The organism is Nocardioides sp. (genome assembly GCF_036493135.1).
GTDB lineage: Bacteria > Actinomycetota > Actinomycetes > Propionibacteriales > Nocardioidaceae > Nocardioides.
This window is the reverse complement of record NZ_DASXQG010000078.1, coordinates 1-15,899: the sequence shown is the minus strand read 5'-3', so window position 1 is coordinate 15,899 and position 15,899 is coordinate 1. Positions and strand designations below refer to the sequence as shown.

General features: G+C 70.9%; 14 protein-coding genes. 3 read left to right on the top strand and 11 right to left on the bottom strand.

Annotated features, from left to right (window positions below; genetic code table 11):
- Positions 1-20 precede the first annotated feature (20 nt).
- From VGJ24_RS14950 to VGJ24_RS14900, 11 genes are all read right to left on the bottom strand, one after another.
- On the bottom strand, positions 21-1,301 hold the full coding sequence (locus tag VGJ24_RS14950; protein WP_331501431.1) for a thymidine phosphorylase: 1,281 nt from the start codon (positions 1,299-1,301) through the stop codon (positions 21-23).
- A gap of 10 nt (positions 1,302-1,311) precedes the next feature.
- Positions 1,312-2,475: a cytochrome P450 gene (locus tag VGJ24_RS14945; RefSeq protein WP_331501430.1), complete on the bottom strand. Its 1,164-nt coding sequence runs from the start codon at positions 2,473-2,475 to the stop codon at positions 1,312-1,314.
- Entirely contained in the window at positions 2,447-2,842 is a 396-nt protein-coding gene (locus VGJ24_RS14940) for a cytidine deaminase (RefSeq protein ID WP_331501429.1), read from the bottom strand. Before VGJ24_RS14940 ends, VGJ24_RS14945 begins: the two co-directional genes overlap by 29 nt.
- Entirely contained in the window at positions 2,839-4,101 is a 1,263-nt protein-coding gene (locus VGJ24_RS14935; RefSeq protein WP_331501428.1) for an ABC transporter permease, read from the bottom strand. The genes VGJ24_RS14940 and VGJ24_RS14935 overlap by 4 nt, the downstream gene beginning before the upstream one ends.
- Positions 4,098-5,192: an ABC transporter permease gene (locus tag VGJ24_RS14930; RefSeq protein ID WP_331501427.1), complete on the bottom strand. Its 1,095-nt coding sequence runs from the start codon at positions 5,190-5,192 to the stop codon at positions 4,098-4,100. Before VGJ24_RS14930 ends, VGJ24_RS14935 begins: the two co-directional genes overlap by 4 nt.
- Positions 5,192-6,727: an ABC transporter ATP-binding protein gene (locus VGJ24_RS14925; protein WP_331501426.1), complete on the bottom strand. Its 1,536-nt coding sequence runs from the start codon at positions 6,725-6,727 to the stop codon at positions 5,192-5,194. Before VGJ24_RS14925 ends, VGJ24_RS14930 begins: the two co-directional genes overlap by 1 nt.
- 106 nt (positions 6,728-6,833) lie before the next feature.
- The gene (locus VGJ24_RS14920; RefSeq protein WP_331501425.1) at positions 6,834-7,907 is read right to left on the bottom strand and encodes a BMP family ABC transporter substrate-binding protein; all 1,074 of its coding nucleotides are present in this window, start codon (positions 7,905-7,907) and stop codon (positions 6,834-6,836) included.
- 133 nt (positions 7,908-8,040) lie between these two features.
- Positions 8,041-9,222, bottom strand: coding sequence for an amidohydrolase (locus VGJ24_RS14915; RefSeq protein WP_331501424.1), 1,182 nt, complete (start codon positions 9,220-9,222; stop codon positions 8,041-8,043).
- Between the two features lie 12 nt (positions 9,223-9,234).
- Positions 9,235-10,218: a methylmalonyl Co-A mutase-associated GTPase MeaB gene (gene meaB / locus VGJ24_RS14910; RefSeq protein ID WP_331501423.1), complete on the bottom strand. Its 984-nt coding sequence runs from the start codon at positions 10,216-10,218 to the stop codon at positions 9,235-9,237.
- A gap of 10 nt (positions 10,219-10,228) precedes the next feature.
- Positions 10,229-12,382: a methylmalonyl-CoA mutase gene (gene scpA, locus VGJ24_RS14905; protein WP_331501422.1), complete on the bottom strand. Its 2,154-nt coding sequence runs from the start codon at positions 12,380-12,382 to the stop codon at positions 10,229-10,231.
- Positions 12,379-14,058: a methylmalonyl-CoA mutase family protein gene (locus tag VGJ24_RS14900; RefSeq protein WP_331501421.1), complete on the bottom strand. Its 1,680-nt coding sequence runs from the start codon at positions 14,056-14,058 to the stop codon at positions 12,379-12,381. The genes scpA and VGJ24_RS14900 overlap by 4 nt, the downstream gene beginning before the upstream one ends.
- A 167-nt stretch (positions 14,059-14,225) precedes the next feature.
- Between VGJ24_RS14900 and VGJ24_RS14895 the strand changes: the two genes are divergently transcribed.
- The 3 genes from VGJ24_RS14895 to VGJ24_RS14885 form a co-directional block, all read left to right on the top strand.
- On the top strand, positions 14,226-14,645 hold the full coding sequence (locus tag VGJ24_RS14895; protein WP_331501420.1) for a hypothetical protein: 420 nt from the start codon (positions 14,226-14,228) through the stop codon (positions 14,643-14,645).
- A 13-nt stretch (positions 14,646-14,658) separates the two neighbouring features.
- Positions 14,659-15,525, top strand: coding sequence for a patatin-like phospholipase family protein (locus VGJ24_RS14890; RefSeq protein WP_331501419.1), 867 nt, complete (start codon positions 14,659-14,661; stop codon positions 15,523-15,525).
- 88 nt (positions 15,526-15,613) lie between these two features.
- The coding region (locus VGJ24_RS14885; RefSeq protein WP_331501418.1) for a hypothetical protein at positions 15,614-15,899 on the top strand (286 nt) is incomplete at its 3' end.

Below are 15,899 nucleotides of genomic sequence, written 5' to 3'. Positions count from 1 at the left end.
AGTCCTGGCGCCGACCTGGCTCAGTCCACCCGCTCGATCACCAACGGCTGGGCTGTGTACGCCGCGGCGTCACCGATCTCGTAGCCACTCTCCAGCGACTCCAGGGCACGCGGGATCCGCTCCTGGTCGTCGGTGTGCAGCGTGAACAAGGGCTGACCTTCGGTGACCGCCTCACCGGGTCGCGCATGCCAGACGACGCCGGCTCCGGCCTGGACGGCGTCCTCCTTGCGGGCCCGGCCCGCACCCAACCGCCATGCGGCCACCCCGACCGCCATCGCATCGAGCCGGATCAGCGTGCCCGATGCCGGCGCGGGGACGACATGCGACTCGCGCGCGACGGGCAGTGCCGCCGAGGGGTCGCCGCCCTGGGCCGAGATCATGGCCCGCCACACATCCATGGCCGACCCGTCGGCCAGCCTTTCCGCGGGGTCGACATCGTCGCGCCCGGCGCCGGCCAGCATCTCCCGGGCGAGGGCGAGGGTCAGCTCCACCACGTCGGCCGGGCCGCCCCCGGCCAGGACGTCGACCGACTCCTGCACCTCGACGGCGTTCCCGGCGGTCAGCCCCAACGGCGTCGACATGTCGGTCAGCAGCGCGACGGTGTGGACCCCGGCGTCCTGGCCGAGCGCGACCATCGTGGTCGCGAGCTCGCGCGCCTCGTCGACGGTCCCCATGAAGGCACCCGTCCCGACCTTCACGTCGAGCACCAGCGCACCGGTCCCCTCGGCGATCTTCTTCGACATGATCGACGAGGCGATCAACGGGATCGCCGGCACCGTGCCCGTGACGTCGCGCAGGGCGTAGAGCTTCTTGTCCGCCGGCGCCAGGCCGTCGCCCGCCGCGCACACCACCGCGCCGACCGACTCGAGCTGCGCGACCAGCTCGTCGTTGGACAGTGCGGCCCGCCAGCCGGGGATCGACTCGAGCTTGTCGAGGGTCCCGCCGGTGTGGCCGAGGCCGCGACCGCTCAGTTGGGGAACGGCGACGCCGCACGCCGCCACGACCGGCGCCAGCGGCAGCGTGATCTTGTCGCCGACCCCTCCGGTCGAGTGCTTGTCGGCGGTCGGGCGGGACAGCGAGGAGAAGTCCATCCGCTCCCCCGACGCGATCATCGCGGCGGTCCACCGGCCGATCTCGCGGCGGCTCATCCCGTTCAGCAGGATCGCCATCGCCAGCGCCGCCATCTGCTCGTCGGCGACGACCCCGTGCGTGTACGCGTCGACGACCCAGTCGATCTGGCCGTCGCTGAGCTCCTGCCCGTCGCGCTTCGCGCGGATCACCTCGACGGCGTCATGAGACATGAGCGGCACCCTATCCATCGGTCGCGGCCACCGGGACGGACCGGTAGCCGCGCAGGACGAAGGTGCCACGCGACTCCGGCTCGCCGGCAAGGACCAGGTCGGGGAACGCCGCGAACAGAGCCGAGAGCGACTCCGCAAGCTCCATCCGGGCCAGCGGTGCCCCGAGACAGAAGTGCACTCCGACCCCGAACGCCAGGTGCGGGTTGGGATCGCGGCGTACGTCGACCCGGTCGGCGTCGGCGAACACCGCCGGGTCACGGTTCGCGGCTCCGAGGAGCGCCGCGATCTTCTGTCCCGGCTCCACCACGACCTCGCCCACGGTGACGGGCGCGGTCGCGGTCCGCTCGAACAGCTGCAGGGCAGAGTCGAAGCGCAGCATCTCCTCGACCGTCAGTGCCACGTCGTCGGCCGGGCGGAGCCCGCGCTCGAGCAGCGCGACCAGCCCGTTGCCGAACACGTTGACCGATGCCTCGTGGCCGGCGTTGAGCAGGAGGACCGCCGAGGCCACCACCTCGTCGGGCGACAGGTCGGTGGCCACCAGGTCGCTGACCAGGTCGTCCGCGGGCGTCGTACGACGAGCATCGGCGAGGTCGTGCACCAGGGCAGCGAAATCCCGTGCGGCGACCACCGCCGCGTCGACCACCTCCGCGGACGGTGTCGGCTCGTACATCCGCACGATGGCCTGCGACCAGGCTCGCAGCTCCGGCGCGTGGGAGCGGGGCACCCCGAGCAGCTCGGAGATCACCAGCACCGGCAGCGGCTCGGCGAAGTCCCCGACCGCGTCGAACGACGCGGGGTCGACCGCGGCCAGGAGCTCCCCCGCCAGCTCGCGCACCCGCGGCCGCAACCGCTCGATGTGACCTCGGTTAAACGCGGCGGTGACCGGCCGCCGTAGCCGGGTGTGCTCCGGTGGCTCGTGCTCCATCATCTGGTTGCGGTGGAGCAGGTTGAACGGCTCGAGGTACGCCGCGGGCTCACGGTCGCGCCAGATGCGGCCCAGGTCGCGGTTGCGCTGCACCGCGGACACGCTCGGGTGGTCGAACGTCAGGAACATCCCGGAGGCTTCGTGCCACGCGACCGGGTGGCGTCGTCGCTCCTCGGCGAAGAACGGGTAGGGGTCGGCGACGAAGTCCGGGGCGGCCAGGTCAAGCGAGGTTGTCGGGACCGAAAGCATCCGGGAGCACCTCGTCCATCCGTCGCACACCGGAGCCGGTCATCAGCTCCAGCTCCGGCCCGCCGTTCTCGTACAGCAGCTGACGGCACCGCCCGCACGGCATGATCACCGATCCGTGCCCGTCGACGCACACGGCGTGGGTCAGCCGGCCGCCGCCGGTGATGTGGAGCTGCGACACCATGCCGCACTCTGCGCACAGCGCCACGCCGTACGCGGCGTTCTCGACGTTGCAGCCGCTGACGACCCGCCCGTCGTCCACCAGGCCGGCGGCACCCACCGGGTAGTGCGAGTAGGGGGCGTAGGCGTGTCGCATCGCCGCGACCGCAGCCTCCTGCAGTGCGGTCCAGTCGACCTCGGCGGAGCTCACCCCGCCGAGCCCTTGCGATACACCTGGCCGTCCGCGGCCGGCGGCCGCATCCGCTGGCTGGCCAGCGACAGCACGAGCAGGGTCACGACGTACGGCGTCATGCCGGTGAACTCGCGCGGCACCGTGTCGGTGAGCAGGAACCACAGCAGGAAGCCGATCCCGAGGGCGCCCATCACGATCCCCGACGTGCGCTGCTTCTTGTAGAAGCGCCAGGCCGCGTAGGCGAGCAGGAAGAGGGCGACCAGCAGCAGCAGGGCGTGCACCGCGGACGGCGTGCGCAACCGCAGCGCGTCGGTGTAGCCGAACATCAACGACGCACCGACGGTTCCCAACGGCTGCCAGTTGCCGAAGATCATCGCGGCCAGACCGATGTAGCCTCGCCCGCCGCTCTGGTTGGTGACGAAGCCGCTTGAGGCGACCAGGGCCAGGAACGCGCCACCGAGTCCGGCCAGGGCACCGGACACGGTCACCGCGATGTACTTGTAGCGGTAGACATTGACGCCCAGGGACTCCGCAGCGACCGGGCTCTCGCCGCACGACCGCAGCCTCAGCCCGAAGGTCGTGTGCCACAGCAGCCACGACGTGAGCACGACGATCACCGCGATGATCACCGTCAGCACCGACACCCGGGAGGTGAGCGCCGCGAGGAACCCGGCGACGTCGGAGATCACGAACCAGTGCTGGTTGTTGAGGGATATCAACCAGTCCGACAGATGCGGGAACGTCAGGTAGGGCAACGGATCGAGGCCGGTCAACTGGCGGGGGCCGCCGTTCTGCAGGTCGCTGAAGTACGCCTCGGCCAGGAACTGGGTCGCCCCGAGACCGATGATGTTGATCGCGACACCGGAGACGATGTGGTCGACCCCGAAGGTGATCGTGGCGAGCCCGTGCAGCAACCCGCCGAGCGCACCGAACGCAGCGGCGCCGAGCAGACCCGCCCACGGGCCGTACCAGTAGGTGAAGTACGCCGCACCCCAGGTGCCCATCAGCATCTGGCCCTCGAGCCCGATGTTGACCACCCCGGCACGCTCGGACCACAACCCGCCCATCCCGGCCAGCAGGATCGGGCACGCCGACATGATCGCGGCCCGGACGGTGTTCGCCGAGGTGATGTCGTCGGCGTTGGTGACCAGCCGGACCGCCGAGAAGACGACGATCGCGCCGAGGACGATCAGCCAGTAACGGCCGCGGAGCCGCTCGAAGGCGCGGCCCCTCACCGGGGGAGGAGCGCTGGCGACGTCGGGGACGACCGTGCTCACGCCGGCACCTCCTCGGCCTGGACGCTCGGCGCTTCGGCGACCGCGCGTTGCTCGACCCGGACGCGGTAGCGGCGCACCAGCTCGTAGGCGACGACGACCGCCAGCACCGCGACTCCCTGGGTGATCTGGACGACGCTGGCGGAGATGTCGGTGAGCAGCGTCAGTGAGTTGGACTGCGCGGTCAGGAACGCGAAGAGGAGCGCGCCGAACACCATGCCGAGCGGTTGGTTGCGCCCCAGGAGCGCGACCGCGATGCCGGTGAAGCCAAGCCCCGCCTGGAACGTGGTGCCGTAGGACCAGGCGTTGCCGAAGAAGGCCGGCATCCAGATCAGGCCCGCGACGCCTCCGGAGATCAGCATCGAGGTCAGGATCATCCGGTTCACCTTGATCCCGCTGGCGACCGCGGCCGTCTGGGAAGCGCCGGTCGCACGCAGGTCGAAGCCGAACGTCGTGCGGTTCAGCAGGAGCCAGAATCCGATGCCGACCAGCACGGCGAGCAGCCCGAGCGTCCAGATCTGGCCGTCGGCCGACGCGAACGGCGCCCAGCCGCCGATCTGCGACCCCGCTGGAATGACCTTGGTCCGCACGGAGTTGCCCCCGTGGATGCCGTAGCGATCGAGCAGATAGCCGACCAGGATGCCCGCGATGGCGTTCAGCATGATCGTCGAGATGACCTCGCTGACACCGCGGGTCACCCGCAGGATGCCGGCGATGCCGGCCCAGAGAGCGCCCACGACCACGGCGATCGCGAGGCTCACGAAGACGTTGAGGAACCCGGGCAGGAACGCGGCACCGGCGAAGCTGGCGGCGGCGTACGACGCCACGGCGTACTGACCCTCGACCCCGATGTTGAACAGCCCCATCCGGAAGCCGACGGCGGCCGCGACGGCAGAGAGGTAGATCATCGAGGTCTGGTTGACGATGTCCACCAGGATCCGGTCCGAGGGCTTGGACAGGATGATCGACCAGAAGTCGCCCACCCCGGAGTCACTGCCGGTCGCGACGATGACGAGGCTGGTGGCCGCCATCGCGATCGCGATCGCGATCACCGGCGCCAGGATGGCGAAGCCGATGCGGCGTGCGATGTCCACTACTCCCCACCTCCCGTCATCGCGGAGCCGAGATCCTGCGGGGTGACCCGCGCGGGGTCGAACTCGCCCACGAGACGGCCGCGCAGGATGACCTCGATCCGGTCGGACAGACCGATCAGCTCGTCGAGGTCCGCGGAGATCAGCAGCACGGCCAGACCGTCGCGGCGGGCGCGCTTGATGTGCTCCCAGATCGCCGCCTGGGCGCCGACGTCGACGCCCCGGGTCGGATGGGCGGCGATCAGCAGGACCGGCTCGCCGCTCATCTCCCGACCGACGATCAGCTTCTGCTGGTTGCCGCCGGACAGGGCTCGGGCGAGCGTGTCGATGCCGGGCGTGCGTACGTCGTACTCGCGCACGATGCGGAGGGTGTCCTCGCGTGCTCCGCCGCGGTCGATCCACGGCCCCGAGGCGCTGGGTGCCTGCGTCTGGTGCCCGAGGATGCGGTTCTCCCAGAGCGGAGAGTCGAGCAGCAGCCCATGGCGGTGGCGGTCCTCGGGGATGTAGGCGATGCCGGCCTCGCGGAGACGACGGGTGTCCCACTCGGTGACGTCGCGGTCGCCGAGGTGGATCGTGCCGGCGCTCGCCTCGCGCATCCCCATCACGGTCTCGACCAGCTCGGCCTGTCCGTTGCCCTCCACGCCGGCGATGCCGAGGACCTCGCCCTGGTGGATCTCGAAGGTGATGTCGGTGAGCAGGTTGCGGCCGAACTCGTCGGTCAGCGTGACGCCGTCGAGCGTCAGCTGTACGACGTCGGTCACGGTGCGCTCCGTGGCCTCCGGTGAGGGCAGCTCCGAACCGACCATCAGCTCGGCCAACTGTCGCTTGGTGACCTTGTCGGGCGTGGCCTCCCCCACCGTGGTGCCGCGGCGCATCACCGTGATGTCGTCCGCGATCGCCAGCACCTCGTCGAGCTTGTGGGAGATGAACAGCACCGAGTGACCGTGTCCGCGGAGGTCGCGGAGGTTCTCGAAGAGGGCGTCCACCTCCTGGGGGACCAGCACGGCGGTCGGCTCGTCGAGAATGATCACCCTGGCCCCTCGGTAGAGGACCTTGAGGATCTCCAGGCGCTGCCGGTCGGCCACCCCGAGCCGCTCGACCAGGACGTCGGGGTCGAGGCCGAAGCCGTAGCGGTCCGAGATCGACCGGAACTCCTGCTCGGCGTGGTCGCCGATCCCGTGCATCTTCTCGGCGCCCAGCACGACGTTCTCCAGGGCGGTGAAGTTGTCGGCCAGCATGAAGTGCTGGAAGACCATGCCGATGCCGACCGCGATGGCGTCGCTCGGTGACTTGAAGACCCGTTGCTCGCCGTCGATCAGGATCTCGCCGTCGTCGGGCTTCTGGACGCCGTACAGGATCTTCATCAGCGTCGACTTGCCGGCGCCGTTCTCGCCGATCAGTGCGTGCACGCTGGCGGGCCGGATGGTCACCTCGACGTCGTGGTTCGCGACCACGCCGGGGAACCTCTTGCCGATCCCGGTCAGCTTCACCTCGGGAGCAGAGACGTCCTGCTCCGCGGCGGGTGCGGCGGCGGCCACGTGGAACCTCCGTAGTCGTCGGACGAGAAGGGGAACCGAACGCTCGAGACATGCGTCCGGCCCGGGAGCAGGCTACTCCCGGGCCGGAGGCCGTGGTGCGAGGTGGTTACGGCGTCGTCGGGACCTTGATCGCGCCGCTCTTGATCTTGTCGGCGAACTCATTGATCTTCGCCTCGTAAGGCTTGATCGCGGGGTTCGACGTTGCGTAGCCGACGCCACCGTTCTTCAGGTCGTACGTCACGTAGCTGGTGGCCGGGCTCCCGTCGTTGACGGTCTGGATCCAGTCGAAGCACGCGATGTCGACCCGCTTCAGGGCCGAGGTGAGGATGTGCTTCTTCTGGTCGGCAGTGGCGGTGAGGTACTGGTCGGAGTCCACACCGATCGCCCACTTGCCGTCGCCGGCCTCGACCGCGGCGTCGAAGACGCCACTACCGGACGCACCCGACGCGTGGTAGACCACGTCGGCGCCCTTGTCGAACTCGCCGGCGGCCGCGGTCTTGCCGCCCGCCGGGTCGTTGAAGCCGGACAGATTGCTCTCCTGGATGTAGGCGATGTCGACCTTGATGCTCGGGTCGACGGCGTGCACACCAGCGGTGTAGCCGGCCTCGAAGTTCTTGATCAGGTCGTTGTGGACACCGCCCACGAACCCGACCTGCTTGGACTTGGTGGCCTGCGCCGCCGCCACGCCCACCAGGAACGACGACTCGTTCGCGGCGAACGAGAAGTACGCGACGTTCTTGTTGACCTTCTTGTCGGGGTCGAAGCCGTCCACGACCGCGAAGTTCACCTTCGGGTAGTTCGGGGCGACCGCGTTGACGGCGTCGCTGTAGGCGAAGCCGACGCCGATGATCGCCGTGGCGCCCTGGTCGGCCATCTGCGACAAGCGGTCTTCGCGAGCAGACTCCGGCTCGCCGTCCTGAGCCTCGCCCTCGATGCAGCTACCGTCGAACTGGGTGACCGCCTTCGACACGCCGGTGTAGGCCGAGTCGTTGAACGACTGGTCGCCGCGCCCGCCCACGTCGTACGCCAGACCGATCTTGGGCCCGCTCCCCTTCGCGGTATTGCAGACGTCGTCGGATGATCCCGTGGATGTGCTGCTCGAATCGCTCTTCTTGCCACAACCGGTGAGCGCGAGCGTCGCGATCACGGCCACAGCAGCAATCTTGCTGGTACGCCGCAAGATGCTCCTCCTTGACTCAGACCGCAGCCCACCATGGGCGCGGATTGGGGGTCACCCTAACCGCGGCCACCCCTCTCCGCCATCCATGGGGGGGTGCGTCGCCGACTTGTGACCCTCGGCGGGGCGAGACGGGCTACGCAGCGCCGACCGCGACCGTCGCCAGGACCTTCGCGCCGATCGCCGTGGCACGCTCGTCGACACGCAGGTTGCCCTGGTGGATGTCGTACGTCGTGCCGCCGGGCTCACGGGTGCCCAGTCGCCCCATGGCGCCGGGGACGCGGGTGAGATACCAGGCGAAGTCCTCGCCGCCGAGGCTCTGCGTCGTCGGAGCCCGCCCGGCGGTGCCCAGCACCTCGTCGACCGCGCGGCCGAGCAGGGCGACCGAGGCTGCGTCGTTGACCACGGGCGGGACGCCGCGCTGGTAGTCGACCGCGGCCTCCACGCCGTACGGCGCGACGATCTCGGCGACGTGGCGGCGGATCCGCTCCTCCATGTCGCTCCAGGCGACCGCGTCGAGCATCCGGACCGTGCCGGCGAGCGTGCCCACCTCGGGGATCACGTTGAGCGCGCGGCCGGCCTCGAGCCGCCCCCAGACGACGCTGACGCCGACGCGGGGGTCGAGCCGCCGTGAGAGCACCGCCGGTAGCTCGGTCACGAGCTTGCCCAGGGCGAAGGTGAGGTCCTCGGTCAGGTGCGGGCGGCTGGTGTGGCCGCCGCTCCCGGTCAGCCGGATCGCCAGGGCGTCCGCGGCACCGGTGATCGGGCCCTCGCGGAGCCCGACCTGTCCGACATCGATGGTGGGGTCGCAGTGCAGGCAGAAGATCCGGTTCACGCCGTCGAGAGCCCCGAGCTCCACCAGCCGCGTGGCGCCTCCGGGCATGACCTCCTCGGCCGGCTGGAAGAGCAGACGCACGCGCCCGGGCAGCCGCCCCTCGGCGTGCACCTCGGCCAGGGCGAGGCCGGCGCCGAGCAGCGCCGTGGTGTGGACGTCGTGCCCGCACGCGTGGGCGACGCCGGTCACCTGGCTGTGCCACGGGTCGGTGGTGGTGTCGTTGACGGGCAAGGCGTCCAGGTCGGCACGCAGGGCGACCCGCGGGCCGTCACCGTCGCCGAGGTCGGCGATCAGGCCGGAGTCACCGGTGCGCGTCACCTGCCAGCCCACTTCGTCGAGGCTGTGGCTGACCAGGTCGGTGGTCCGGGTCTCCTGCCACGACAGCTCGGGGTGGGCGTGGAGGTCGCGGCGCAGGTCGACGAGATCGTCTTCGCGCTTGTCGACCACCGTCTCGACGATCGCGAGAGCTTCTTCCCTGGACATGGCCGTACGAGGCTAGTCCACCCTCGGGGCGTGCTCCGCATCGTCGTACGCCGCCAGGATCCGGTCGGCGGCCGCGACCGCGGGGAGCTCGCCGCGGAGCACGAGATCACGTACCTCGCCGCGCACCCTGCGAACCGCCTCGGAGCGGCGCAGGCGCTGCTCGAGCTCGTCGCGGACCAGTGCCCAGGCGAAGTCCAGCTGCTGGTGGGCGCGCTTCTCCGCCAGCCCCTCGTCGCCGAGCCGGTCTCGATGGGCGAGCACCTGCTGCCAGACGTCGTCGACCCCGGCTCCCGTCAGCGCCGAGCAGGTGACCACGGACGGCGCCCGCTCGCGACCGTGCACCATCCGCAACGCTCCCCCGAGCTCGCGAGCTGCGGACCGCGCCTCGGCCTCGCGGTCACCGTCGGCCTTGTTCACCGCGATCACGTCGGCGAGCTCGAGGATGCCGCGCTTGATGCCCTGGAGCTGGTCGCCGGTGCGGGCCAGGGTGAGGAAGAGGAAGGTGTCGACCATGCCGGCGACCGTGGTCTCCGACTGCCCGACGCCGACCGTCTCGACCAGCACCACGTCGTACGCCGCGGCCTCCAGCACGAGCATGGCCTGGCTGGTCGCCCTGGCCACGCCGCCGAGCGTGCCCGCGCTCGGGCTGGCCCGGATGAAGGCGCGCTGGTCGGTCGCGAGCCGCTGCATCCGGGTCTTGTCGCCGAGCACGGAGCCGCCGGTGCGCTGGCTGCTGGGGTCGACCGCGAGCACGCCGACCCGGTGGCCGGCAGCCGTGAGCCGGCCGCCGAGCGCTTCGATGAACGTCGACTTCCCGACGCCGGGCACCCCGGAGATGCCGACGCGGACGGCGGCCTTGTCGGGCGCCGTGAGAGCGGCCAGCAGCTCGCGCGCCTGCGCCCGGTGCTCGGGGTGGCTCGACTCGACGAGCGTGATCGCGCGGCTGACCGCGGCCCGGCGTCCGGCGGCGACGTGCGCGGCCAGGCTCTCCCTCATGAACCGGCCATCAGTGGTCGAGCTGCGCGCGCAGCCGGGCGAGCAGGTCGAGTGCCGACGTCGCGATCACGGTGCCGGGGAGGAAGACCGCCGCAGCGCCCATCTCCTCGAGCGCGGAGACGTCTCCGGGCGGGATCACCCCGCCGATCACGACCATGATGTCGCCGCGGCCGTGCTCGGCCAGCGCCGTCTTCAGGGCCGGCAGCAGCGTCAGGTGGCCCGCGGCCAGACTGCTCACCCCGACGATGTGGACGTCGGCGTCGACGGCCTGCTGCGCGACCTCCTCCGGCGTGGAGAACAGCGGCCCGACGTCGACGTCGAAGCCCATGTCCGCGAACGCGCTGACGATCACCTTCTGGCCGCGGTCGTGACCGTCCTGGCCCATCTTCGCGATCAGGATCCGGGGGCGACGACCCTCGGCCTCCTCGAACGCCCCAGTCGCGTCGAGCACCTGCTGCACGGGCCCGTCGCCGGCGCTCCCGGACTCGTCCCTGAACACACCCGAGATGGTACGGATCTGCGCCTGGTGCCGGCCCCAGACCTTCTCCAGCGCACCGCTGATCTCACCCACGGTCGCCTTGGCCCGTGCCGCATCGACCGCGACGGCCAGCAGGTTGTGATCAGCTGCGGCGGCCTTCGTGAGGGCGTCGAGGGTGCGCCGTACGTCGTCGGGATCACGCTCGGCGCGTAGCCGCTCGAGCTTGGCGACCTGATGCCGGTACACAGCGTCGTTGTCGACCTTGAGGACCTCCAGCGGCTCCTCGTCGTCGAGCCGGTACGTGTTGACGCCGATGACCGCCTGGGCGCCCGAGTCGATCCGCGCCTGGGTCCGCGCCGCTGCCTCCTCGATCCGCAGCTTCGGGATGCCTTCCTCGATCGCCTGCGCCATCCCGCCGGCCTGCTCGACCTCCTGGATGTGCGCCCAGGCGCGCTCGGCGAGGTCGTGGGTGAGGCGCTCGACGTAGTAGCTGCCGGCCCACGGGTCGATGGACCACGTCGTCCCGCTCTCCTGCTGGAGGAGCAGCTGGGTGTTGCGGGCGATCCGGGCGCTGAAGTCGCTGGGCAGCGCGATCGCCTCGTCGAGGGCGTTGGTGTGCAGGCTCTGGGTGTGGCCCTGGGTGGCGGCCATCGCCTCGATGCAGGTGCGCGCGACGTTGTTGAAGGCATCCTGCGCGGTCAGGCTCCAGCCGCTGGTCTGGCAGTGGGTGCGCAGGCTGAGGCTCTTGGGGTCGCGCGGCTCGAAGTCACGTACGAGCCTCGCCCACAGGGCGCGCGCGGCCCGGAGCTTGGCGACCTCCATGAAGAAGTTCATGCCGATGGCCCAGAAGAAGCTGAGGCGGGGCGCGAAACGGTCGACGTCCAGGCCCGAGGCGACGCCGGTGCGGAGGTACTCCACGCCGTCGGCCAGCGTGTAGGCCAGCTCGAGGTCGGCGGTCGCGCCGGCCTCCTGCATGTGGTAGCCGGAGATCGAGATCGAGTTGAACCTCGGCATGTGCTCGGCGGTGTAGGTGAAGATGTCGCCGACGATCCGCATGCTCGGGCCGGGCGGGTAGATGTAGGTGTTGCGGACCATGAACTCCTTGAGGATGTCGTTCTGGATGGTCCCCGAGAGCTGTTCGGGCTTGACCCCCTGCTCCTCGGCCGCGGCGATGTAGAGCGCCAGCACCGGCAGCACCGCGCCGTTCATGGTCATGCTCACCGACATCTGGTCCAGCGGGATGCCGTCGAACAGCGTGCGCGCGTCGTAGATCGAGTCGATCGCGACGCCCGCCATGCCGACGTCACCGCGCACGCGCGGGTGGTCGGAGTCGTAACCGCGATGGGTCGCCAGGTCGAAGGCGACGCTCAGCCCCTTCTGTCCGGCCGCGAGGTTGCGTCGGTAGAACGCGTTGGACTCCTCGGCGGTCGAGAAGCCGGCGTACTGGCGGATCGTCCAGGGCTGGGTGGTGTACATCGTCGGGTAGGGCCCGCGCAGGTACGGCGTGAGGCCGGGCCAGGTGTCGAGCGCGTCGAGACCGTCGAGGTCGCCGGCGTCGTACCGAGGCTTGATCTCGATGCCCTCCGGGCTGTGCCAGGAGACACCCTTCGCCCCGTGACTCACCCGCGCGAGATAGGGATTGCTCGTCTCCAGCGGCAGCCCGGCGAAGCTCTCAGGCACGCTCATCGCAGCGCCTCCCGGGTGCGGGTCAGGAAGGCGACGGCGTCGTCGCCGAATGAGCACGAGTCGTCGGCCCCCTCGGTCGGCGGGCCCGCCACGATCACCCGACGGGCACCCTTCGCGCGCAGCACCGCGGTCACCTCCTTGCCCCACTCGGCGTAGGCCGAATCGGTGCCGGCCAGGCAGACCACGGCCTGCCCGTCGTACGCCGCCATCACGACATCGACACCCGATGTCGCGCCGGCGACGTCGACCGCGATCCCGCCCGCCGCAAGCAGGTTGGTCGCGAACTGGGCGCGGGCGGTGTGCTCGGCGACCGGGCCGAGCGTGGCCAGGAAGACGTGGTCCTCCGGGGCGTTGTGGCGGAGCTCCTCGAACGCCGCGCCGTACCGGTAGGCGGTGTTGCGTCGGGCGGGAGCGGGGTCCGCCGGGTTGGCGAACTCGCTGAGCCCGGTGAGGGGACGGCGTCGGTGGGCGACGTCGTCCTCCCGTCGTGCCTTCACCTCCGCCACCCGCGCGAAGAACGCCTGCTCACCGTCGGCCTCGATCCGGCCGAGCGCGGCCCATGCCGCCTGGCACATGTCATCGGTGAGGCGCTCCACGGCGTAGGCGCCACCCGCGGGGTCGGCCACGCGCGCCACGTGTGACTCGTCCACGAGCAGCGCCGAGATGTTGCGGGCCAGCCGCCGGCCGAGGGTCGAGATCTCACCCGTGGGCTCGTCGAAGGGCACCGTCGTGATGACGTCGGCGCCACCCACACCGGCGGCGAACGCCGCGACGGTCGTCCGCAGGAGGTTGACGTGGACGTCGTACGCGCTGGTCATCGGGCGGCTGGTGACCGCGTGCACGCGGGCACGGGTCACGTCGACCCCGCACAGCTCCGCCATCCGGGCCCAGAGGACGCGGACGGCCCGGAGCTTGGCGATGCTCACGAACTGCTCGTCGGTGACCGCGACGCGCAGCTCGATCAGGCGCAGCGCCTGCTCGGGCTCGATCCCGGCGTCCTCGAGGATCCGGAGCACCTGAGCCGCACGGGCGAGCACCCAGGCCAGCTCCTGAGCGTCCGAGGCGCCCTGCTCGTGCACGACCACCCCATCGACCACGATGGCGCGCACGCCGGCGTGAATGGCGAGCCGGGCGAACGCCACCAGGTCGGTGTCGTCGGTGGCGCCCAGGTTGGAGGCGGGATGGAGCCGCCCCATCGCGACCAGCGCCTCCGCGTGGGCGAGCGTCGGCGTCTCCAGCACGACCGGCGCCACGTCGAGCAGGACGCCGTCGAGGAACGCGGGCAGCGTGTCCGCGGCGACGTGCTCGGCGAGCACCCACAGGCTGGTCGCGCCGCGCTCGAGCTCGGAGACGACGTCGGTCCCGTCGAAGGCGCGTACCCGGACGTCCCAGCCACCGACCCGGGTAGGGCGCGGGACCGCCGGCGCCACGGCCTGGTCGGCCGTGCCGAGCGGGGTCACCGGGATGCCGTCGTACGTCGTGTGGGTCAGCGCCGCCCAGACCGCGTCGTCCGGGTCGTCGTCGGACAGGCGGTGCGCCCGGCGGAGCACGCCGGCCGCGGCCTTCTCCCAGTCGGCGCGCGACCACGCGTCACCGTCGCCGGCGAGGCGGAGCGCACCCGGCTCGGGCTGCAGCCCCTCGGGCTCGTCGAGCCCTCCTGTCACCTCGTCGGACATGCCGCAAGGTTAGGAGCGCCCAGCGCGCGGCAGCCAGACGGTGTGAGGTTTTCGACCCCCGGCCGTCGCGGAGGGCAGGACGGGAATTCTAACTGACACATTTCTTGACGTTAGAGCGGCCTGAGGTATCTAATGGAGACATAATTATCCGTTAGAAAGGACGCATCATGACCTCCTCCATCGCTCACCCCCAGACCCCCACCACGACCCGCACCGACCGCCCGGGGCAGGAGGCGTTCTGGATCCTGCGCACGGCGTTCACCGTGGCCCCGATCCTCTTCGGTCTCGACAAGTTCGCCAACGTGATGACGAACTGGCCCAAGTACCTGGCCGGGCAGTTCAACGACCTGATCCCCGGCGACGCCCACCAGGCGATGCTCATGGTCGGCGTGATCGAGGTCGTGGCCGGGCTCCTGGTGTTCTTCAGGCCGCGGATCGGCGCGTACGTCGTGGTGCTGTGGCTGGCCGGGATCATCACCAACCTGCTCCTGATCGGTGGGTACGGCGACGTCGCGTTGCGCGACTTCGGGCTTCTTCTCGCCGCACTGGCCCTCGCGCGGATCGCCCCGGCGTACTCCCGACGTTGACCGGGGGCGCACGATGACGACGGCCTTCGTGCTCTCGGGCGGCGGCGCTCTCAGCGCCGTCCAGGTGGGCATGATGCAGGCCGCGCAGCGACACGGGCTCCGGCCGGACCTCCTGGTGGGGTCGTCGGCCGGCGCCCTCAACGCTGCCTACATCGCAGGCGCCGGCTTCGACCAGCGGTCCCTGGCCGACCTCGCCGAGATCTGGCAGGGGCTCCGGCGCCAGGACGTGTTCCCCTTCTCCCCCCGGCGGCACGTGCTCGCGCTCTCGGGTCTGCGGCCCTCCCTCTGCTCGCCGACCGGACTCAGCGGGGTCATCGACCGCCACCTGACCTACACCGACCTCTCCGACGCCCCGATCCCCGTCCACGTGGTCGCGACCGACGTCCTCTCCGGGACGGAGGTCGTGCTCTCCACCGGGGACGCACGGCGAGCCGTCCTGGCCTCCGCGGCGGTGCCCGGGATCCTGCCGCCGGTCGAGGTGGACGGGCGGCTGCTCTTCGACGGCGCGATCGCCGACCATGCCCCGGTCACACGGGCCGCGGAGCTGGGCGCCGACCGCATCGTCGTCCTGCCGAGCGGCGTGGCGTGCGCGCTGACGGCGGCACCTCGCTCGGCCGTCGGGAGCGCCGTTCACGCGCTCACGCTGCTGCTGCACCAACGGCTGGTCCTCGACGTGATGGCGCTGTCGGGCCTGGTCGACCTGGTGGTCCTGCCACCGCTGTGCCCGGTCACGACGTCGGCCACCGACTTCCGCTGGGCCCGGTCGCTGATCGCTCGCGCCGCCGCCGCCACCGATACCTGGCTCGGCGCCGGTGAGCACCTGCACGGCGACCCGGCCCGTGCCCTGGGCATGCACCGACACGAAGAGCGCGCAGCCTGAGGTCCGGTCCGGCCCGAGATCGGGCCGCAACACTTCCGGCAGTTCTGTCCGGGCGGACGCCGCGGCGGTGGCACCATCGGGCGTTGTGATGGTGATGGGTCTGGGCCACGTCCTCGGGACGGACGGGCGCGCCTGGTACAACTTCTGGTCGGGCTTCGGCGCCGACATCGGTGGGCTGGCGTTCATCGGCGCGGGCGTCGGGATCTACCGCAAGCACAACTGCCATGTGCATCGCTGCTGGCGGATCGCCAAGCAGCAGGTGATCGGCACCAGCTGGATGGTCTGCCACCACCACCATCCCGAGGGACGGCCCACGGCCCAGCAGGTCGCGCAGGTGCACTCCAAGATCCTCACCGCCGAACGCGCGGCCTTGG